The organism is Nonomuraea sp. NPDC048826 (assembly GCF_043198225.1).
Classification (GTDB): Bacteria; Actinomycetota; Actinomycetes; order Streptosporangiales; family Streptosporangiaceae; genus Nonomuraea.
In genome coordinates this window covers 233,541-253,823 of the sequence record NZ_JBICUQ010000001.1, presented here as the reverse complement: position 1 = coordinate 253,823, position 20,283 = coordinate 233,541, and the positions used below count along the sequence as shown (strand labels likewise).

At 72.2% G+C, this 20,283-nt stretch carries 19 protein-coding genes; 9 read left to right on the top strand and 10 right to left on the bottom strand.

Annotated elements, in window-relative coordinates:
- The first annotated feature begins 123 nt into the window (after positions 1 to 123).
- Genes ACGFI7_RS01405 through ACGFI7_RS01395 form a run of 3 tightly spaced genes read left to right on the top strand, consistent with a single transcriptional unit; the run spans position 124 to position 2,902 of the window.
- On the top strand, positions 124 to 492 hold the full coding sequence (locus ACGFI7_RS01405; RefSeq protein ID WP_393397844.1) for a DUF2516 family protein: 369 nt from the start codon (positions 124 to 126) through the stop codon (positions 490 to 492).
- 7 nt (positions 493 to 499) lie between these two features.
- Entirely contained in the window at positions 500 to 1,234 is a 735-nt protein-coding gene (locus ACGFI7_RS01400; protein WP_393397842.1) for an alanyl-tRNA editing protein, read from the top strand.
- A 60-nt stretch (positions 1,235 to 1,294) separates the two neighbouring features.
- Positions 1,295 to 2,902 (top strand): DUF2207 domain-containing protein, encoded by a 1,608-nt coding sequence (locus tag ACGFI7_RS01395; protein ID WP_393397840.1) that lies wholly within the window; start codon positions 1,295 to 1,297, stop codon positions 2,900 to 2,902.
- A 1-nt stretch (position 2,903) separates the two neighbouring features.
- On the opposite strand, the gene ACGFI7_RS01390 is transcribed toward ACGFI7_RS01395, so the two are convergent.
- On the bottom strand, positions 2,904 to 3,824 hold the full coding sequence (locus tag ACGFI7_RS01390) for an asparaginase (RefSeq protein WP_393397838.1): 921 nt from the start codon (positions 3,822 to 3,824) through the stop codon (positions 2,904 to 2,906).
- Between the two features lie 59 nt (positions 3,825 to 3,883).
- Between ACGFI7_RS01390 and dtd the strand changes: the two genes are divergently transcribed.
- Positions 3,884 to 4,309, top strand: coding sequence for a D-aminoacyl-tRNA deacylase (gene dtd / locus ACGFI7_RS01385; RefSeq protein WP_393397836.1), 426 nt, complete (start codon positions 3,884 to 3,886; stop codon positions 4,307 to 4,309).
- Between the two features lie 4 nt (positions 4,310 to 4,313).
- Here dtd and ACGFI7_RS01380 read toward each other — a convergent pair whose 3' ends face one another.
- From ACGFI7_RS01380 to ACGFI7_RS01370, 3 genes are all read right to left on the bottom strand, one after another.
- The gene (locus ACGFI7_RS01380; RefSeq protein WP_393397834.1) at positions 4,314 to 5,252 is read right to left on the bottom strand and encodes a YgfZ/GcvT domain-containing protein; all 939 of its coding nucleotides are present in this window, start codon (positions 5,250 to 5,252) and stop codon (positions 4,314 to 4,316) included.
- A 10-nt stretch (positions 5,253 to 5,262) separates the two neighbouring features.
- The gene (locus ACGFI7_RS01375; RefSeq protein ID WP_393397832.1) at positions 5,263 to 5,676 is read right to left on the bottom strand and encodes a Fur family transcriptional regulator; all 414 of its coding nucleotides are present in this window, start codon (positions 5,674 to 5,676) and stop codon (positions 5,263 to 5,265) included.
- Between the two features lie 286 nt (positions 5,677 to 5,962).
- Positions 5,963 to 6,451 carry an FABP family protein gene (locus ACGFI7_RS01370; protein ID WP_393397830.1) on the bottom strand — a complete coding sequence of 163 codons (489 nt, stop codon included), beginning with the start codon at positions 6,449 to 6,451 and terminating at the stop codon, positions 5,963 to 5,965.
- A 53-nt stretch (positions 6,452 to 6,504) separates the two neighbouring features.
- Between ACGFI7_RS01370 and ACGFI7_RS01365 the strand changes: the two genes are divergently transcribed.
- Positions 6,505 to 6,867 carry a DsrE family protein gene (locus ACGFI7_RS01365; protein ID WP_393397828.1) on the top strand — a complete coding sequence of 121 codons (363 nt, stop codon included), beginning with the start codon at positions 6,505 to 6,507 and terminating at the stop codon, positions 6,865 to 6,867.
- Here the strand turns inward: ACGFI7_RS01365 and ACGFI7_RS01360 are convergent.
- The 4 genes from ACGFI7_RS01360 to ACGFI7_RS01345 all read right to left on the bottom strand — a co-directional run bounded on the left by ACGFI7_RS01360 (position 6,861) and on the right by ACGFI7_RS01345 (position 13,831).
- Entirely contained in the window at positions 6,861 to 7,574 is a 714-nt protein-coding gene (locus tag ACGFI7_RS01360) for a type 1 glutamine amidotransferase (protein ID WP_393397826.1), read from the bottom strand. The two genes, ACGFI7_RS01365 and ACGFI7_RS01360, sit on opposite strands and share 7 nt — an antisense overlap.
- Entirely contained in the window at positions 7,564 to 8,793 is a 1,230-nt protein-coding gene (locus ACGFI7_RS01355) for a MurT ligase domain-containing protein (protein ID WP_393397824.1), read from the bottom strand. The genes ACGFI7_RS01360 and ACGFI7_RS01355 overlap by 11 nt, the downstream gene beginning before the upstream one ends.
- Before the next feature lie 49 nt (positions 8,794 to 8,842).
- Entirely contained in the window at positions 8,843 to 11,809 is a 2,967-nt protein-coding gene (locus ACGFI7_RS01350) for an ATP-binding protein (protein WP_393397822.1), read from the bottom strand.
- 81 nt (positions 11,810 to 11,890) lie between these two features.
- Positions 11,891 to 13,831, bottom strand: coding sequence for a hypothetical protein (locus tag ACGFI7_RS01345; RefSeq protein WP_393397820.1), 1,941 nt, complete (start codon positions 13,829 to 13,831; stop codon positions 11,891 to 11,893).
- Positions 13,832 to 14,000: 169 nt separating this feature from the next.
- On the opposite strand from ACGFI7_RS01345, the gene ACGFI7_RS01340 reads away from it, so the two are divergent.
- From ACGFI7_RS01340 to ACGFI7_RS01330, 3 genes are all read left to right on the top strand, one after another.
- Entirely contained in the window at positions 14,001 to 14,660 is a 660-nt protein-coding gene (locus ACGFI7_RS01340) for a hypothetical protein (protein WP_393397818.1), read from the top strand.
- Positions 14,657 to 15,292: a hypothetical protein gene (locus tag ACGFI7_RS01335; RefSeq protein WP_393397816.1), complete on the top strand. Its 636-nt coding sequence runs from the start codon at positions 14,657 to 14,659 to the stop codon at positions 15,290 to 15,292. The genes ACGFI7_RS01340 and ACGFI7_RS01335 overlap by 4 nt, the downstream gene beginning before the upstream one ends.
- A gap of 1,467 nt (positions 15,293 to 16,759) precedes the next feature.
- Positions 16,760 to 17,317 (top strand): hypothetical protein, encoded by a 558-nt coding sequence (locus tag ACGFI7_RS01330; RefSeq protein WP_393397814.1) that lies wholly within the window; start codon positions 16,760 to 16,762, stop codon positions 17,315 to 17,317.
- Here the strand turns inward: ACGFI7_RS01330 and ACGFI7_RS01325 are convergent.
- Positions 17,304 to 18,605 carry a hypothetical protein gene (locus ACGFI7_RS01325; RefSeq protein ID WP_393397812.1) on the bottom strand — a complete coding sequence of 434 codons (1,302 nt, stop codon included), beginning with the start codon at positions 18,603 to 18,605 and terminating at the stop codon, positions 17,304 to 17,306. The two genes, ACGFI7_RS01330 and ACGFI7_RS01325, sit on opposite strands and share 14 nt — an antisense overlap.
- Before the next feature lie 136 nt (positions 18,606 to 18,741).
- On the opposite strand from ACGFI7_RS01325, the gene ACGFI7_RS01320 reads away from it, so the two are divergent.
- The gene (locus ACGFI7_RS01320; protein ID WP_393397810.1) at positions 18,742 to 19,290 is read left to right on the top strand and encodes a helix-turn-helix domain-containing protein; all 549 of its coding nucleotides are present in this window, start codon (positions 18,742 to 18,744) and stop codon (positions 19,288 to 19,290) included.
- A 54-nt stretch (positions 19,291 to 19,344) separates the two neighbouring features.
- Here ACGFI7_RS01320 and ACGFI7_RS01315 read toward each other — a convergent pair whose 3' ends face one another.
- Positions 19,345 to 20,163: a helix-turn-helix domain-containing protein gene (locus ACGFI7_RS01315; RefSeq protein WP_393397808.1), complete on the bottom strand. Its 819-nt coding sequence runs from the start codon at positions 20,161 to 20,163 to the stop codon at positions 19,345 to 19,347.
- Positions 20,164 to 20,283: the final 120 nt, after the last annotated feature.

The following is a 20,283-nucleotide window of genomic DNA, read 5'->3' as shown; positions in this document are numbered from 1 at the left end:
CGGGCCTTCTGCCTGCCCGGGCCCGGCAAGCTTCCGGCCGCCGCTGCCGTTTCCGTTGCCCGTGGAGCGCGGGTGGCCATTAGGCTGAAGCCGACTCATCGCGGCATTGGGCGGAGCCAACACATGCAATTCATCAACCTGGTCTTCAACCTTCTGTTCTCGGTGCTCTCCCTGATCATTTTCGGTATGTCGGGATACGCACTGGTGCACGCCCTGCGGGTGCCGGCCGACGCGTTCGTCTCGGCCGGCAAGCTGCAGAAGAACATCTGGCTGATCATCCTGATCCTGGCCACGCTGTTCTCCGCGGCCGGGGCCTGGCAGTACGTGATCAACTTCCTGATCATCTGGGGCCGTGCCTTCCTGGGGATCGGGATGGGCATCTTCTCCATCGCCGCGGTGATCGCCGCCGCCATCTACATCGTGGACGTCAAGCCCGCGGTGAAGGGCATGGGCGGCCGGGGCGGCAACAACGGCCCCTACGGTCCCTGGTGACCCGCGCATGACCACCGACCTGCACGGGCGCACCCAGCGCCTCGAACTTTCCGACCAGGGCCTGCGCGACTTCGAGGCCGTGGTGCTCGACGCCACCCCCGAAGGCATCGTGGTCAACCGGTCGGCCTTCTACCCCGGCGGGGGCGGCCAGCCCGCCGACCACGGCGTGCTCATCTGGCAGGGCGTCGAGACCCGCGTCGTCGGCGTGCGCAAGGGCGACGACCTCTACCTGATCCCGGCCGAGGGCGACCCGATCCCGCCGGTGGGCACGGTCGTGCGCGCCGCGGTCGAGGACGAGCGCCGCTCCGCGCTGATGCGCACCCACTCCGGGCTGCACGTGCTGTGCGGGGTCGTGTTCCGCGACTTCCGCTGCCCGGTCACCGGCGGCAACATGGAGCCGCTGACCGCCCGGATGGACTTCAACCTGCCCGAGGTGCCGCCCGGCTTCAAGGAGCTCGTGGAAGACGCCTGCAACGCCGAGATCATCGCCGACCGCCGCATCGACGTGCGGGTGCTGCCGCGTGACGAGGCGTTCGCGATCCCCGACATCATCCGCACCGCGACCAACCTGGTGCCGCCGGAGGTCGAGGACGTGCGCGTCGTCGACATCGTGGGCCTCGACACCCAGGCCGACGGCGGCACCCACGTCGCCTCCACCAAGCAGATCGGCCGCATCAAGGTGACCAAGGTGGAGAGCAAGGGCCGCGGCTTCCGCCGACTGCGCATCGCGATTTCCGACTGATCGTCACCCGTGATCTGACATCTACGGATGCGTCGGACAGACCCGATACGATGCACGGCCATGACCGGATTCAGGCTCGTGCTCGCCGCACTGGTGACGACCGCCCTGGCGCTGACCACCGCGCCCGCGATGGCGGCGAACGCCGGGATCACCGACGAGGTGACCATGACCCTGGGCAAGGGCGGCATGCTCCACGTCGTGGAGAAGATCACCGGGTCGGGCGAGCTGAAGCGCACGTTCCTCACCCGCACCCGGCACGACGACGCCAACGACCGCCTGTTCGAGATCTCGAACGTCAAGGGCGGCGGCTACGCCGACGGCGTGCTGAGGGTCACCGCGCCCGCGACGGTCGAGTACGACGTGAAGGGCGCGGTCACCCCGACCGGCAAGGTCGAGGAGCTGCGCTGGTTCGCCGTGGGCGGCTGGAACGTCTCCGTCGACAAGGCCACGGTCCAGGTCACCGGCCCCGGCCCGGTGCAGAACCTCTCGTGCTTCGCCGGTGAGCTGACCTCGGCGGTCGGCTGCACCACGGCCGCGATGGACCACACCGGCGCCCAGGCCGACTTCGAGCAGCAGGGTCTCGCGCCCGGCCAGACGCTCACCGTCGTGGTGGGCTTCCCCGAGGGCGCGAGCGGCGGCCGGCCGATCCTCGACAAGCGCTTCTCTCTGGCCAACGCGTTCGCGCTGAACATGGTGACCGGCGGCGCGCTGGCGGGCCTGCTGGTGCTGCTGCTCGGCGGAGTGGCGCTGCTCTACTGGACGCGGGGCCGTGACGCCCGCGTCGTCAGCCACGAGCAGGGGGCCGTCAACCCCGTGCAGAACGGTCACTTCACCCCGCCCGACGGCGTCCGCCCGGGCCAGATCGGCACGCTGGTGGACGAGCAGGCCGACGTGGTCGACGTGACCGCCACCATCGTCGACCTGGCCGTGCGCGGTTACCTGCGGATCGACGAGCAGCCGAGGCAGACCTACGACGCCCCCGACTGGCTGCTGGTGCGGCTGCCGCACGCGCCGTCCCACACGCTGCTGCCGTATGAGCAGGCGCTCTACGACGCCATCTTCGAGGGCCGCGACGCGGTGCTGCTGTCGCAGTTGTCCGGCTCGTTCGCCGCGCACCTGGGCCAGGTCCGCGACGCCCTCTACGCGGACGTGGTGCGGCAGGGCTGGTTCGCCCGCCGTCCCGACGCGGAGCGGACCCGGTGGACCACGATCGGCGTCGTCCTCATGGTCCTGGGCCTGCTGGCCACGGCCGCGCTCGCCTGGTTCACCTCCTACGGGCTGCTCGGGCTGGCCGCCGTCATCGCGGGCGGCGCGCTGGCCGTCGGCGGGCAGTACATGCCGGCCAAGACCGCCAAGGGCTCGGCGGCGCTGGCGCACACGCTCGGCTTCCGCGACTTCCTCTTCTCCGGCGATCTGGGCAACGTGCCGGAGAAGGACCGGGTCGAGTTGTTCTCCCGCTATCTCCCGTACGCGGTGATCTTCGACGGGGTGGAGCACTGGTCGCGGCTGGTCGCGTCGGTGACCGGCAACGGCCATCAGGCCGACAACCTCTACTGGTATCACGGCCCGGCGGAGTGGGACCTGTCGAAGTTCGCCGGGTCGATGCGCACGTTCACCACGACCACCTCGGGCGCCATCTCCGCCAGCAGGCAGTTTCGCACGCTCTGAGTCAGCGGTGGACGGTGCGCACGCGCAGCTCGCCCACCGGCTCGCCGCCGCCCAGCACGTGGTGTGTGGCGAGCGCGTCGAGCGGCGGCGAGGTGAGGCCGAGCGAGCGCAGCGCCATCACGGTGAGCGGGGTGCGGGCCCGGCCCGACCCGTCCTCGATCTTGATCACGCCGGCCCGGCCGTCCTCGAACGCGAACGCCTGGAAGCCCTCCGCGCCCGCCTTCACCATCAGGCCGGGCAGCGCCCGCATGAGCGCGGCCTCCTGCCGGTGGGTGCCGGACGTCCACTCAGGATGGGCGCGCATGGCGTCGAACACGGCCCGCTCCCGGCTGTCGGCCCCGGCCAGCGCGAGCGACCGGAACGCCTTGGCCACGCCCAGCATCGAGACGAAGAACAGCGGCGCCCCGCACCCGTCGACGCCCGAGGCGGCGATCCGCTCCCCGCTCAGCTCCTCCACGGTGGTGCGGATCGCGCGCTGCAGCGGGTGGGTGACCTCCAGGTAGGAGGCGGTGGGCCAGTCGTTGGCGACGCAGGTGGCGAGCATGGCGGCGTGCTTGCCGGAGCAGTTCATGTGAACGCGGCCGAAGTCGGTGACCCGACGGTCCTCGGGATAGTCCTCCGGGCAGCGCAGCGCCGACTCGTCGAGCCCCGCCCCGGCCAGGATCTTCTTGACGCCGTCGACGTGGAACGGCTCGCCCGCGTGGGAGGCGCAGGCCAGCGCCAGCAGCTCGCCGCCGAGGTTGAGGCCGTTGTGGAGCATGGCCAGGGCCTGCAGCGGCTTCATCGTCGAGCGGGGCGAGGCCGGCACGTGGACCGCGCCGTGCGCCTCGGCGGGGGTGCCCGCCGTGTCGAGGGCGAGCATGCGCACCTCATGCCGGGATTCGACGAATCCGGACCGGACGACCTCCACGACCAGCGACATCTCGCCCCCCTTTCGTCACGAGTCTACGGAGGTCCTTCCCTGGGCCAGAATGGGATCCCATGCGAGCAGTGGTTCAGCGGGTGAGCTCCGCCTCCGTGGCCGTCGACGGGCAGACGGTCGGCGCGATCGACGAGCCCGGCCTTCTCGTCCTGGTGGGCGTCACCCACACCGACGGCAGGGCCGAGGCGGTCAAGCTGGCCGCCAAGCTGTGGGGTCTGCGCATCCTGCACGGCGAGAAGTCCTGCTCCGACGTGGCCGCGCCGCTCCTGGTGATCAGCCAGTTCACGCTCTACGGCGACGCCCGCAAGGGCCGGCGCCCCACCTGGCAGGCCGCCGCGCCGGGGCCCGTCGCCGAGCCCCTGGTCGACGCGGTGGTCGAGGAGCTGCGCGGGCTGGGCGCGCAGGTGGAGACGGGCCGCTTCGGCGCCGACATGAAGGTGTCGCTGGTCAACGACGGCCCGATCACCCTGATCGTGGACGTCTAGCGCGCTATCGGACGCGCCGCCGCAGCGCCGGGTCGATGCTGACGTTGCGGCCCGCGTCGGGCGGCACCACGACCTCCTGGGCGGCCGCCACGCCGCCGGCCAGGAGCGGGGCGTCGACCGGCACCGTCCGCTTGATCACGGCCAGCGCGATGGGCCCCAGCTCGTGGTGGCGGGCGGCCGAGCCGACGGTGCCGACCTCCTGACTCTCGAAGATCACCGGCGCGCCGTGCGCGGGCAGCGTGTCGACGCTGCCGTCGAGGTGCAGGAAGACCAGCCGGCGCGGCGGATGGCCCAGGTTGTGGACGCGCGCGACCGTCTCCTGGCCGCGGTAGCAGCCCTTGGTGAGGTGCACGGCCGGGCCGATCCAGCCCACCTCGTGCGGGATCGTCTTGTGGTCGGTGTCGAAGCCCAGCCGCGGCCGGTGCGCCTCGATGCGCAGCGCCTCGTACGCCCACAGCCCCGCGAGCGGCTTGCCCAGGTGGTCGCCCAGCTCGGCGCGCGGCACGTGGACGTCGCCGTCGGCGGTGGACAGCACCGCGAGGTCGTCGGCCCGCGACACCTCGACCCGGAGCATGAACCGCATCCGGTCGAGATAGCCGATCAGCGCGTCGGCGGTGCCGGGCTCGACGTGGGCCAGCACGGTCTCGCCGTCGTCGACCAGGGTCAGGTGGTGCTCGACGCGGCCCTGCGGGTCGAGCACGAGCGTCTGCGTCCACTCGCCGGGCTGGAGGGTGTCGAGCTTCTGCGAGGTGAGATCGTTGAGCCAGGTGAGCCGGTCGGCTCCGGTGACGCGGACCACCTCGCGGTTGCTGCGGTCGACGACCGCCTCACCTTTGACCAGCGCGCGCTGCTCGGCGAACAGGTCGCCGTAGTGGGCCGCGACGTCGGTGTCGGGAGCGTCGGCCGCGACGGCTCCCGGAAGATCCAGCAGTGGGCTACGCATGCCTCTCAGGCTATCTGCACGCGCTGCAGCGGCCGAAGACGGTCAGGTGGTGGACGTCGGTGGCGAACCCGAGCTCGTCGTCGAGCCCGCGCACCAGCCCCTCGACCAGCTCGGGCCGGACCTCGATGACCTGCCCGCAGCCCCGGCACACCAGGTGGACGTGGTCGGCCTCGGCCGCCAGGTGGTAGGTCGGGGCGCCGTGACCGAGGTGGGTGTGGGTGACCATGCCGAGCTCCTCGAGGAGCTCCAGCGTGCGGTAGACGGTGGAGATGTTGACCCCGCGAGCCGTCTCGCGGACCTTGCCGCAGATCTCCTCGGGCGTGGCGTGCTCCAGCTCCTTGACCGCTTCCAGGACGAGCTGGCGCTGCGGAGTGACCCGGTAACCCTTGGCGCGAAGCTCCTCATGCCACTGCGTCTCCGTCATGTCAACGAGTCTAAGGCCGGGCTTTAATCACTTGCCCTGTTCGCTCGCGACCGCATAGCTTCATGAGTACGCGGAAAGGAGGTGGTCCACACAATGGGTAGTCATAGTCGGACCAGCGAGGTGGTTGTCCGCTGACGACGCGGGCTGTTGTCTCGCAGTCGTTCGCGAGTACGAGGCAACCACCGGGGCCCCCGGCAGCCGGAGGGCGCGACTCCTGTCGCCGCCTTTGGTCCATCCGGCCCGTTCCTGAGCGAGCGGAGCGCCGCCTGGGGCCCTTCTTCATTTCTCAGCCGACCTTCTTCAGCTCCGCCGACATGTGCGACGTGAGCGGCTGCCCGACCGCGGCCATGTCGTAGGCCCACATCAGGTTGCCGTTGACCAGGCCGTAGAGTCGGCGGCCCGCTGTGTACTCCTTGGCGGAGACCGTGCGCGCCACGACGTCCGTCCGCAGGTCGATCTTGTGGAAGACGACCTCGCCGACGTAGATCTCCACGATGCCGGTCGGGTGCGCCAGCACCACCTCCAGCTGCCGCTCGGGCAGCGCCCTCCAGTAGCCCGACTCGGTGGCCAGCGGCCTGACCTGGTTGCCGTCCTGGTCGAGCAGCCAGGTGCGGCTCACGTACGTCAGGAAGGGTTTGCCGTTGTGGCCGAACTCGATCTCCTGGCCGAAGTTGAAGCTCTCGATCGTCGGGTAGCCGCCGACGCCCGCGCCTTCCCACCGCCCGAGCAGGAAGGCGATCGGCTCCAGGGCGGCATGCACCTGTGGTTCCTCCATAGGCGCAACCCTAGTGGCGCGGGGCGGGCCGGGGACGTTCTAGGGTGGCGGACATGGCACGATCACTGGTGATCAAGGTGACGGCGGGGTCCGACGACCCCGAGCGGTGCAACCAGGCGTTCACGGTCGCGGCCGCGGCGCTCGCGAGCGGGGTTCCCGTCTCTCTCTGGCTGACCGGAGAGTCGGCGTGGTTCGCGCTCCCCGGCCGGGCCAAGGAGTTCGCGCTGCCCCACGCGGTGCCGCTCGCCGACCTGTTCGACGCGGTGCTGGCCGGCGGCCGGGTGACGCTCTGCACGCAGTGCGCGGCCCGGCGCGAGATCACGGTCGACGACGTGATCGAGGGGGTGCGCATCGCCGGGGCGCCCACGTTCGTCGAAGAGGTGACGACCGAGGGCGCGCAGGCACTCGTCTACTGAGACATCACCGCGGCGAGACGCTCCTGCCGGAGCTGCTCGTAGCGGGTGTCGTCGAGCGGGCCCAGCTGGCCCACCTGCCACGACAGCAGCAGGTCGGCCAGCGCCGGGTTGCGGGCCAGGGCCGGGCCGTGGAGGTAGGTGCCGACCACGTGACCGGTGTAGCAGCCCTCGAAGCCGTCGCCGTTGCCGATGCCCTTCACGGTCTTCGACAGCGGCTTGACGCCGGGGCCCAGGCGGGTGACGCCCATGTGGTTCTCGAACCCGGTCAGGGTCGGCAGGCCCAGCGCGGCGTCCACCTCGGCCACCAGCTCGCCGACGGCCCTCGCCGGGCCGCGGGCGCTGGCGAGGTCGAGCAGGCCGATGCCGTCGACCGGCTGGCCCTCCTCGCCGCCGAACGTGCTGCCCATGATCTGGTAGCCCGCGCAGACGGCGAGCAGCGAGGCGCCGCGGGCGACCGCGCGCTGCAGGCCGCCGTCGCGGCGCAGCCGCTCGGCCGCGAGGATCTGCGGCCGGTCCTCGCCGCCGCCGATGAGGTAGACGTCGCCCGTCTCCGGCACCGGGTCGGAGGAGCGGACGTGGACCGTCTCGGTGCGGATGCCGCGGCGCTGGGCGCGGTGCTCCAGGACGAGCACGTTGCCCTGGTCGCCGTAGGTGCTCAGCAGGTCGGGATAGATCCAGACGATGCTCAGGGCGCTGTCAGACGGCACGGCCGAACTCCGATCGGATCTGCTGGAAGGCGGTGTAGTTGGCGATCACGTCGACCCGGCCGGGCGGCTGCATGGCCAGCGCCTCCGAGAACGACGCGCAGAGCGCGAACGGCACGTCGGCCACCTCCAGCCGGAGCGCCAGGTCGAGGCGGCGCTCGCCGGTCACGAAGACGGGCCGGCCGCGCAGGATGCGGTAGTCGACGTCCCACAGCCAGGAGGTGTCGCGGCCGTCGGGGCCCTGCGCGTTGACCGACAGGATGATCGGCTGGGCGGGGTCGGAGACGTCGAAGGCCTCCAGCCAGCCCGCGGGGTTCTTGGCCAGCAGCAGCCGCGCCTGCCGGCCGTCGCGCTCGACCGTGGTGTAGCGGCCGGCCACCGACGTGACCTCGCGCAGCCGGGGCAGCGCCCGCTCCACCGGCAGCCCGAACGCCTCGGCCACGGCCAGCGCCATCGCCGCGTTGGACCGGTTGGCCAGGCCGGGGAGCTGGATGTCGATCAGCCAGCGCATCCCGCGCGGGTCGATCACCGCGTCGTCGTCGAGCACCCACTGCGGCTCGGGCCGGTGGAAGGTGCACTCACGGCAGGCCCAGTGGACGCCCTTGCGTTCCAGCGGACCACCGCACTCGGGGCAGCTCCAGGAGTCTTCCTTCCAGCGCTGCCCGCCGGCGACCCAGGTGACCTGGGCGGCCGTGGAGGCGCCCCAGGTGACCAGCGGGTCATCGCAGTTGGCGATGACGTGGGTGGGCTTGCCGGACAGCGCCCTGCGCCACTTCTGCGCCAGCAGCCAGATCTCCGCGGCGCGGTCCATCTGGTCGCGGCTGAGGTTCATCAGGCAGACGACGCCGGCGCCGGTGGTGTCGAGGACCTCGGGCAGATATTTCTCGTCGACCTCCAGCACCCCGTAAGGGGCGCTCTTGTGCTGGGACAGGGCGGAGACGTGGCCGGCGGGCATGTTGGCGCCGAACGCGTTGGTGGCCACCTCCCCCAGCTCCAGCAGCGCGGAGGTGATCAGCCGCGTCGTGGTGGTCTTGCCGTTGGTCGCGCTGACCAGGGCCAGCTTGCGGTCACGGGCAAGCTGGCGGAGCAGGTCGGGCTCGAGCATCAGGCCGACCCGCCCGCCGATCACCGAGCCGTCGCCGCGCCCGGTCATCCTGGACAGCGTGGCGGCACTGCGGCCCAGGGCGCTCGCGAGCTGAGCCCGCAGTGGAAGCTGGGTCATGCTGACAAATCCTAGTCGCGATCGGCCGTGCCACACCGCTTACTCGCGATCACCGCGCCTGATCCGCCAGGTGAGGCTCGGCGAACGAGATCTCCGGCGCGCCGTCGTGCCCGAACGGCAGCACGAACCGGTGCGGCCACGCCAGCACCCCTTCGAGCCACCCGGCGCCCATGGTCTGGCCGACGTGCCGGAGCCTGGCCTGCGGCTCGACGCCGAGGGCCACCGCGTCGACGTCGCGCCGGACGCTTTCGAGCTCGTCGTCGCCGAGGATGACCCGCCAGGCCAGCTCCCTGTTGTGGTCCATCTCCATCGACAGCGGGTGGTGGCGCAGCGCCTTGGCCCGGTGGCCCAGCAGTTCGCCGTGCGGCTCCTGGCGGGGGCCGTCGCCGTTCTGGCGGAAGATCGCGTACTCCATCGGCGGGGCGGGGGTGCGCAGGTCCGGCGCGGGACGCCCGTACGGGAAGAGCCTGTCGACCTCGTGCAGCCAGCGCACCTGCGGAAGCACCCACGAGGCGCCGGGCCGCTCGCCGCCGCCCTGGCCGCCCAGCAGGCGGGTGGCGGCCGCGGCGGCCTTCTCGGTGAGCAGCGCGGGGTCGAACCAGCTGCGCAGCGCCCAGGCGCGCCGCCGCACCGAGCGCTCGACCAGCGTGGCGAGCAGGCACTCGGCGCGCCGGGGCGGCAGCCCGCCCCAGGCGGCGGCGAGCGCGCGCGGCACGCCGGGCAGCGGCCGGTTGGTGACGAAGGCGAGCACGACCGTGTCGCACCAGATGCGCAGCCACGCCCACTCGGGCGCGTCGGCGAGCACGTCGGCCTCGCGCAGCTCCACCAGCGTGCACGCCTGGCCGGTGCGGCACGGCGCGCCGCAGGCGGCGGAACGGCGGCCCCTGATCGGCGGCGGCGGCCCGGCCAGCGCCTTCTCGCGCGCCTCGCCGAGCGGCACGCGCACCCGCAGCGGCCGGTCCATCCCGTCGGCGAACACGGCCGCGTCGCCGGGCGGCAGCGAGACGACCTGGCGTGACTGCTCCTCGCTGAGGTTCATCGCCGCGCCGACGAGCTGCCGGTCGTCCTCGGCGGGCAGCCGGTGCACGACCTTGAGCGCGGTGTTCTTGACCACGTCGGCGACGAGCTTGGTGGGGATCTGCTCGGCCACCACGATGCCCTCGCCGTACGCCCTGATCTCGGCGAGCATGCCGGCCAGCAGCTCCACCGCGTGCGTGGCGGCCCGGCCGGTGCCGCGGTCGCGCAGCAGCCGGTGCGCCTCCTCGATGACGATGACGTGCCGCAGGCCGGTGCTCTTCTCCTGGCGGGCGCGCATCCGCAGGTGCTCCACGATGCGGATGATCAGCGTGCCCATGAGGAAGGCCTTGTCCTCGTCGTTGGCCACGTCCTCGATCGCCAGCACCACGTTGCGGCGCAGCAGCCCGCCGATGTCGGCCGGGTGACCGCCCTCGAAGAACCGGCCGGCCGAGCCGACCCGCAGCGAGCGCAGCCGCAGCGAGATGAACCCCTCCACGTCGGCCTGCACCTCGCGGCCGTAGCCGATCTCCTGGATCACGTCCATCGCGTGCTGCTGCAGCTGCTCCAGCGTCGGCACGCTGGGCGGCACCTTCGAGCCGGGCACCGCGCCTCCGGTGACCACGTCCCAGCCGGTGGCCTCGTACACGCGCTGCAGCGCCAGCGACATGATCTGCGGGAACGGCTCCTCGGCGTCGAACGCCGCCATGAACAGCGCCCGGATCATGTCGATGTGCGCCTGCACCGGGTAGCCGGGCTCCGGTTCCAGCGGGTTCACGCTGAACGGCACGCCCTCCGGCGCCGACGGGTTGATCACCGTGACCTGCGCCGGGTCCACCCGGCCCGCCATCGCCGCGTACTCCGACTTGGCCGCCTCGATGGCCAGCCACGGGATGCCGGCCTGGCTGAGCTGCTCCAGCAGGTGGCGGACGGTCTGCGACTTGCCCGAGCCGGTGGCGCCGGTGACGAACGCGTGCCGGTTGAGCGTGGCCAGCGGCACCCGGAACGAGCCGACCGGCCGGTCCTGGCCGTCGAGGATCTCGCCCAGCTCCAGCTCGCCCTCGCCGGCCTCGGACGTCACGTCGAAGAACCCCGCGTCGAGCACCCGCACCCCGGGCACCTCGCGCCTGGGCAGCCCGGCCAGGGCCGCGAGCGCGCCCGCCGTGGCCGCGAACGGGGCCGCCGCGCCGTCGGCCGGGTCCTGCATGGTCAGCTCCAGCGCCTCAGGCAGCGGGTGCACCGCGCCGTGCGCGCTGCGCAGCCGGTACGGGTGATGGCTCATCTCCACCGACCCGACCAGGACGGGCGCGATCTGGCGCAGCTCGTCGGAGGTGGCGGCGCCGGCCAGCACCCGGACGTTCCAGAGCCCGGCCTCGCGGAAGGCGTCGAGCTCCTGCATGCGCCGCTCGGCCCGCTCGGCGTCGAACCTGGACCGCTCGGACGCGTCGCCGTACTGCCGCAGCACGTTGAGCTGGGTGCGCAGGTGGGCGACCTCGGCGTCGAGCAGATCGGTCGGCTCGGCCACGACCAGCCACGCGAACGGCCGCGACATCAGCGTGACCAGCGTCGCCTCGAACAGCGTCGGCCTCTTCAGCTCGTCGGCGTCCGGCTCCCTGCGTCCGCCGAGCGGCGGCGCCTGGCGCCCCGGGCACGGGGTCCAGACCAGGTCCGCCAGGTCGGCGAGATAGCCGTCGTCGAGCTCGACCCCGCGCGCGCCGCCGGGGAAGAGCAGCGGCTGCGGCCCCGCGGGCCGGTCGGGCGCCTCGGGCGAGCGCCGCGGCTGCCGGGGCGGCGACAGCGGGCCCGCGTTCGTGATGAGCTCCAGCGGCGCGCCCGAGCCGCGTGAGAGCCAGCCGATGACGAACGGCCTGTCGCGCGCCGCGGCCGACAGCGCGGCGGGCAGCACGGTGACGAAGTCCCACTCGGCCGACGAGCTGCGTGAGGGCGCCGCGATCGACTGGATCCGGTACCACGGCCCGCTCAGCGACACACTCGGCTGCATCTCATCCCCCCACAGACGGTTGTCAGTAAACTCCCGCCGAAAGCCAGCGCATCACGTGGACATTGACCATTTCCTTGCCTGTCATTGCCTGTCCTTGCGCCAGTCGAGGCGTGGCGGAGGCGGACCGAGGTTGGGCGGGGGCTCGTGGTGGCCGTTCGCGCGGTGCTCCGCGAGCGTGGTGTCGCTCACGTCCTCCAGCTCGGCCAGCGTCGTCTTGGGGAAGGTCAGTATGGCCGGGTTGGCGTCGGCCAGCCGGACCCGCCGGCCGTGCGCGGTGGCGTCGGTGACGATCACCGACGTGGTGGGGAGCTGCTGGAGCTGGTGCGGCTCGACGAGGAACTCGCGCGAGCGCTGCAGCACCCGCTCCTTCTCCGAAATCTTGTCGGCGGTGCGGCCCCACTCGGTCGACTCGGTGATGTCCTCGGCCAGGTCGGCGCCGCTCTCGTCGGGCCGCCCGTCGGCGTCGTCGAGCTGCTCGATGGTGGAGGTGTAGCCGCCGTCCAGGCCCGGCAGCGACTCGCTGATCGTCTCGGTGAGCTGGGCCAGCTCCAGCCGGTGCTCGGTGCCGACGTGCTCGCTGGCCACCCGGGCGTCCTCGGCGTTGCCCAGCCGCATGAACGCGACGGCCGCGTGGCCGCGGCCGAGCCGCTCGCGGACGGTCGAGGTGAGCGAGCGGTAGGTCAGCACCAGCCCGGTACGGGACGTCTCGCAGGCGTCCATGAGCCGGTCGAGCACGTCGCCGCGGAGCTTGTCGGCGCCCGCCACGATGATCGTGTGGTACCACGGCCGGTCGGCGGCGGGCGACTGGCGCAGGATGTGGGTGAGCGCGGTCGCCACGTACGTGCCGAGCACCCGGTTGCCGAACACCCCGGCCTGCCGGTCCATGCTGACCACGCGTAACCGGGCGGGCGGCAGCCGGACCGCCTGCGTGCCGAGCGTCTCCAGCTTGCGCAGCTGCGACTCCAGCGCCCAGGCCCGCTCGATCACCACCCGGTCGCTCACCCCGCGCCCGAACAGCGTGCCGATGCGCTCCAGCTGGGTGGCGGTGATGAGGCCGAGGCGCAGGTCCTCGCGCGGGTCGCCGACCTGCGCGAGCGCCCGCAGCGCGGCCGTCACCTGGCTGATCGTGGCGTTCTCGCCGAGCACCTCCAGCACCCGTTCCAGGATCGCGTTGTCGAAGCTCAGGTCACGGGTGGTGCGGTGCTCCTCGCTCACGCTGACCACGTGCGCCAGCACGTCGGCGAACGCCTCCGGCTTGAGCGTCGCCCCCAGGTCGAGCCGGGGCAGGTCGACCGGCAGCACCCACACCAGCGGGTCGTCGCCGCCCTTGCGGGCCAGCTCGATCAGGTCCTTGGCGATCGCGCCCTCCGACAGGTCGAGCACGGTCAGGTGGCCGCCGCTGTAGAGCCGGGTCGCGCCGAGCAGCGTGATCAGCGCGGACCAGCCGGGAAGCGTGCCGCCAGCCACGTCGATCCGGTCGATCTCGTCGGGCACCGCGACCGCGTACCAGGTGAGCTGGCGCTCGAAGCGCTCCTTCTCCTCCTGCCACTCGCGGTAGCGCTGGGCGTGCTCCTCCTGCGCCCTGAACAGCTCCCTGTCACGTTCCTGGCGCTGGCGGTCGTTGCGGGCCTGCTGCTCCGACACGCGGTAGCGGACCGCCCGGTCGCCCTGGACGAGCGCGTACGCGCAGATGGCGGCCACGCCGCCGGTGGCCAGCACGCCGATCAGCGCGAACTGCCAGGCGAGGTAGCCGGCCACGGCGGGCACGATGATCAGCACCGCCAGCACGAGCATGAACATCCGCACCAGCCGCACCGGCCGGTTCAGCATGTCTTCCTGGAGCCGTTCGCGGCGCAGCAGCGCGGCGCGCTCCTCCTCGTCCTGCTCGGTGACGGGAGGCTCCTCGACGGGCGAGGGCCGTTTCGGCGGCGGGCCGGGGTCAGGGTGCGGCAGGATGTACTGCCAGCCCAGGTAGATGCGGTCGGCCTGGAGCTGCGCGTGATCGGGATGCACGTCCGCCACGTGACCCCCTCCGGCTGCGCTATGTCGTTAGCAGGGCCTGTTTTCCCCTTCGCTCCGTGACAGCGTATGAGCTACAACCCCTGCTGCGGCAGGGTTATCGGCAATTCCGCCAGCCCGATGGGCGCAATGGGGTGAGTGGGACAAGGTTGACCTATTACCATCACTAGCCATGACGGAACCCTCCGGCGGCCCAAGCAGGCCCAAGCGCCCGGTCGCGGTGCCCGTCGCAGGCCTGCTGATCGTGACCGTCGTCGGCATCGTCGCGCTGCTGGGCGGGCTGGAAGAGGTCGACGTCCCGCCGAAGCCCCTGAGCCAGGGCGCCGTGCTCGACCAGGGCCTCTACTCCACCAAGTTCGCCGAGGCGCGGGTGACCGTCGAAAAGGGCCAGCAGACCTGGGAAGAGGACAAGCGGTTCGTGGAGATGGTCTTCGAAGTCACCAACCGCGGCGACGAGACCACGAACGTCGGCATGCCGCCGGCCAAGCCCGACCAGCTCTCGCTCGGATACGGCTTCGCCGGCTCGCTGCTCAAAATCTCGCCGGCGATCAAGGAGGGCAAGGGGCCGTTCGTCTTCGCCCTGTCCTCCGAGGACCAGACGAGCCAGCTCCACCCGGGCCTGACGACCAAGGTCATCGTCCGCTTCCGGCTCGACCCGGGCGAACAGCCGCCCGAGCAGGTGACGCTGGACGTGGCGTCCTTCGAGTACGCGCCGGGCTTCCAGGACGAGACCGTCCGGTGGCAGATGGTCAGCGAACCGGCCGGTGAGAAGTTCGTGCCGACCGTCCAGGCCAGGGTCACCCTCCCCGTCAAAGCCGGAGGCACGGCATGACCGCCACCGCCCGGCGCCCCGACGCCCCCGGCCGGCGCGACCGGTCATCCCGGAAGCGCGGCGAGTCGCGGCTCCTCAACGCGGCCGTGGGGCTCGTGCTCCTCGGCGCCGCGATCGGGGTGCAGTCGCTGGACCTCACCCACAACGAGTACACCGCCCCCCTCACCTACGTCGGCGAACAGGGCGAGGACGTCGACACCACCCGCCTCGTCGTCCGGCTCAACTCCGTGACCGCGGCCAAGTCCATCCAGCACCTCACCAAGACGATCAAGACCGACCAGGTGTTCCTCGTCGTCGACGTCTCCGCCAAGTCCAAGCGCAAGCCGTACAAGCTCGGGCCCGCCACGCTGCTGACCGCCGACGGCCGGAGGTTCTCCGCCACCGACCGGGTCGACGACTCGGCCACCGTCACCGCCGAGTACGCGCAGCCCGAGATTTGGACCCGCGGGCCCTACTTCTTCGAGGTGCCCCCGTCCGTGCTGCCCGGTTCGCGCGTGGTCATCGGCCTGCCGCCGTCGGTCCTTGTCGAGCCGTACGAGCCGGAAGCCGAGATCGACCTCGCCCTCGACGAGGCGGCGGCGCGCAAGCTCACCGACTCGGCCGAGGCCGTCTACTCCACAGCCGGGAAGTGACCCGGCGATGACTTCCTCCCTGCGCTCGAAAGCGGCGGGTTCGGTTTCCTCGGTGACGCCCGGGTTCTCAGCGAAGGACATCCGATGAGCAGCGACGACCGCGACTGGTTCGCGCCCATGAAGGATCACCGGCGTCCTGAGAACTCCGACACCGGCCAACCGGACCAGAACCCGCCGTCCTCGGGGCGGCCCGGCCCGTACGCCCAGCCGGGACAGCCTGATCCAGGGCAGCCTTCGCACCCCGGCCAGCCTTCGCACCCCGGGCAGCCTTCGCATCCCGGGCAGCCTGGTCCCGGACAGCCTTCGCACCCCGGCCAGCAGCCCACGGGCCGGCCGGCGCGTCCGCGACGCCAGGCCCGGCCGGGCCGTCCCCAGGAGGCGCCTCCAGGGCACGGGGCGCCTCCGCCGGGGTGGGGCGGTGAGCCGGGCCACGGACCGGGCGCTCAGCCGTACGGACCTCCGGGTGGACAGCCGTACGGCCCTCCTGGCGGGCAGCCCGAGATCCCCGTGATGCCGCCCATCCGAGGCCGGAACGCACCCCCCGACCAGCAGGTCTGGCCCCCCGCGCCGCGCCGCGAAGCCATCGGCTCCACGCAACCCATCCCCGCCGTACGATCCGGCATGCCCCTGCCCCCCGGCACCGCCCAGGGTCGCCCCTTCACCGGAACCGCGGACCCCACCCTGACCCCTGGCACACCCGCCCCCGGCACGCCGGGGCCCGGAACCGGGCCGGGTGCGCCCGGACCAGGGATGCCCGGACCAGGGATGCCCGGACCAGGGATGCCCGGACCAGGGATGCCCGGACCAGGATCAGGACCCGGCGTGGCCGGGCCTGGGATGGCCGGACAGGGACCAGGAGCCGGCACGGCCGGGCCTGGGATGGCCGGGCCAGGAACAGGACCCGGTGCAGGCGGGCCGGGGATGGCCGGACAGGGGCCAGGAACAGGGGCTGGAGCGGCCGGGCCGGGTATGGCCGGGCCGGGAGCTGGGAGCGGGGCGGCTGGGGCGGGGATGGGCCCGCCGGGAGCCCCGGCGAGTGCCAGGCTGGGCATGACTGCACCGGCTCCTGCCCCGGGGACACCGGGGTTCGCCGGGGCCGGAGGCGGCGCTGGAGCCGGGGCCGGAGGCGGCGCTGGAGCCGGAGGCGTTGCCGGTGCTGCTGGAGGCGGCGCGGGAGCCCTGGGCACCGCAGGGGCGCTGGGAGCTGCTGGGGTCAGCGCTGCGGGCGCCGCCGGTGCGGTCGGTGCAGCTGGCGCTGTGGGCGCCGTTGGTGCGTTGGGCGCCGCTGGTGCTGCGGGTGTCGCTGGTGCTGCGGGCGTCGGGACCTCGAGCGCCGCCGGAGCCGCCGGAGCCGCAGGCGCCCCCGGAGTCGCGGGTGCCGGAGCTGCGGGCGCCGCGGGTGTCGGTGGGGATGTGGAGTCGGGCGGTGGGGCGGGGTCGCGGAAGGGTCGTAGGTCGCGGGGGCGGATGGTGCTCGTCGCCGCGGGCGCCGTCGTGGCGTCCTTGCTCGCCACCGCCGCGCAGGGGTTCGACGGCTACCAGTTCTACGAGTCCGTCACCACCAGGGGGCTGTATCCGAAGCAGGTGACGGTCCCGGCGGGCGGTTCGTACGAGGTGTACGGCATCGAGTGGAAGGCCGCCGTCGCCCCGACCGATCCGCCGGAGGACAACAAGCACGGTCCCGAGGTCACCTATCTCGCGATCGACGTCAGGCAGAAGGTCGTGGACGAGGACAGCGCGCCCATGACCGCGCTGCCTACGGAGCTCAAGCTGACCGACAGGGCGGGCCGTAGCTGGGCCGTGGACTGGGTGCCGGGCGAGCGGCCGACCGACCGGCTGGTGGTGGGCAAGGAGTACCGGGTGGAGGGGGTGGCCAAGGTGCCCACCCCGGTCAAGGACGAGGTGGAGCTCTCGTTCAGGCCGAGCTCGTACCGTTCCGACACCCCCACCGAGGATCTCTTCAAGAGGGACTCGGAGGCGGTCAGCATCGACAACCTGTTCGAGCTGACGTTCAAGAGGCGTTGAGCGGCTCGCCGCGGAGCCGGGCGCGGGTGGCGGCGAGGTCGAAGGTGGCAGCCAGGAGCGCCATGGTCAGCGAGGTGACCAGCAGTTCGCGGAGGAACCAGACCGGCGCGCCGACGTACATCCAGGCCCAGTCGATCTCGGACCCGATGAGCGTGCGGACGGCGCGGTCGGCGTAACGGGAGCCCACGGTGAGGACCACGTAGCACAGGCACATCATGCCGAACAGCGGCGCGCCACCCTTGACGATCATGCGCAAGGAGTTGGCCAGCGGCAGCCAGCGGTCCATGAACCCGCTGGTCACGTGGTCGAACGACTTCTGGGTGATGTCGTGGCTGCTTTCCAGCCGTTCGACGCCCTTCTCCAGGAGTGTGCCCTTGACCAGGGTGCGCTTCTCGTCGGAGAAGGCGCCGAAGACGAGCATGGCGACGGTGAGCCAGGCGAGCGGGATGGCCACGGCGTCCAGGAACAGCGGCCAGAAGGCGCCGAACGCGTCCGTGAACGCCTCCCAGGCCGGGACCGTCTCCTTGGCCGTCTCCAGCGCCTGCCTGGTGCCGACCACGGCCGCGCGGCTGTCGGTCCATTCGGCGCGGGCGTCGGCGAAGGCGACCGTCGCGTTCAGCCCGTAGAAGACGAAGCCGAACTCGGAGAAGGCGGCCGCGAACCCGTAGAAGCGGCCTTTGCCCTTCTCCACCAGCTTGGCGAAGAGCAGCTTCAGCAGGAAGGTGACCCCCATCGCGCCCAGCGAGACCCGCCAGTCGAGGTCGGCGAGGCTGGCGCCGACGTGGGTCTCCTCGCCGAACCACTGGGCTTCGGTCATGTCGTAGAAGTGGTGCAGCAGGTCCATCTGCTGGAAGTCGCGCGCGTCCTCGGTGTGGAAGCCCCAGGCGAGGTAGAGGACCGCGAAGGCGGGCGCCATCCGGTCGAGGGTGCGGAAGAAGCGCTCGTCCTCGATCCCGTCGGCGGCTCGGGCCCGGATCTCCCAGAGCGCGCCGCGCAGGCTGTGGAGCATGCCGGTGGTGACGGTCATGGCCGCCAGCACCACCAGGGTGAGCAGCGTCATCACGGCGACCAGGCGGACCTGGCGCCATTCCCCGTAGGCGACCTCCGTGCCCGCGTACAGCAGCACGTACCGGACCACTTCGCCGGCGGCGAACCAGAGGATCAGGGGCAGCGCGCATTTCCCGGCGATCCGCAGGGTGTGCGCGGGCAGCGAGAACGGCGACGGCATCCGCTGCCCCGGTGCTGGGCCGGGCCGGGGCGGCGCCATCACACCAGTTGATCCGGACATCCGTGGAATCGTAGCGGCCTGCCCCGATCTGCCGCAGCAGCATCCGGACAACAAGTCAGGACCGGTTGACCGGCCCGTCCGGCTCCCCGGCGGAAACCCCGGCGCGGGCGGTCGGCCGAGGATGCATCATGGCCCCATGGACTCGCGGCCCGCGCTGGACACCGATCCGCGCGTGATCGGTCAGCGGGTGCGGCAGCTGCGCCAGGCGCGCGGGGTCTCGCTGTCGGAGCTCGCCCGGCGGGCGGGCATCGGCAAGGCCACGCTGTCCGGCGTCGAGACCGGCACCCGCAACCCCACCCTGGAGACGCTCTGGGCCATCACCGCCCAGCTCGGCGTGCCGATCGGGGCGATTCTCGACTCTCCGCCCGAGCCCCGGAACATCCGCGGCACCGCCGTGGAGGCAGCGCTGCTGGAGCTCTTCGAGGACGACCACGTCACCTACGAGCTCTACCGGCTGCGCGTCCCGCCGGGGATCACCCAGAGCTCACCGGCCCACCTGGAGGGCGTGACGGAGCACATCACGGTCTTCACCGGCACGCTCGCGGCCGGGCCGCTCGACGCGCCGCTGACGGCGGGGCCGGGCGAGCACATCTCGTGGCGCTCGGACGTCCCGCACCTCTACCACGCGACGGGCTCCGACGTCGTGCACGCCACCCTGCTCATGCGCTACCCGGCCAAGCTCTGAGCGCCCGCGAAGGCTCCTGCGTCACTCGGCCACGCCCTGAGCACCTGCGAAGCGTCACCCGGCCGAGCTCTGAGCACCCGCGAGGGCGCGCAGCGTGCCGGCGGTGAAGTCGTCCAGCGGGTAGAACAGCTCGATCGCCAGCTCCGACAGCGTCACGTCGGCCGGGGCGCCGAACGTGGCCATGGTGCTGAACATGGCCAGCTCGCCGAACGGCGTGCGGAAGCGCAGCGGCACCTGGATGGGGCTCGGCCGGTGAGGCGGGCCGTCGCCGGACCGGTCGCCGCCTTCGGGTACGGGGTAGCGGGACACCTCCTCGTACAGGGCGCGCAGGTCGGCGTCGCCGGTGGCGTTGACCTGGCGCAGCAGCCGCCGCAGGAACAGCTCGCGCACCTCGCTCAGGTTGGACAGCCGCGCGGCGAGCCCTTCGGGGTGCAGCGCCAGCCGGAAGACGTTCGGGCGCGGCTCCAGCAGGTGCGGCGGGACGCCGTCCATGAGGACGGCCATGGCGCGGTTGCCCTCCAGGACGTTCCACAGCCGGTCCACGACGACCGCCGGGTACGGCTCGTGCGCCGCCAGCATGGTCTCCAGCGCCGCCCGGATCGAGGCAATGTACGCGTCGTCGAGGCTGCTCTCCTGGTACGCGGGGGCGTAGCCGGCGGCCAGCAGCAGGGTGTTGCGTTCGCGCAGCGGGATGTCCAGCGCGGCCGACAGGCGCAGCAGCATCGCCTGGCTCGGGCGGGATCGGCCGGTCTCCAGGTACGACAGGTGACGGGCGGAGGTGTCGGCCAGGAGCGAGAGGTCGAGCTGGCTGAGCCGGCGACGGCGGCGCCATTCGCGCAGGAGCGTCCCGGCCGGTGACTGTCGGGTGTCCATGCGCAAGGAGCCTAGGCCGTCGCCGGGTAGGCGCCGCCATGACCTCGGAGGTCATTGAGGCCACGACCGGGGCGGTGACATGGTCTTTCCCTGAGGATCCCAGCGGAGACGAAGGAGTGG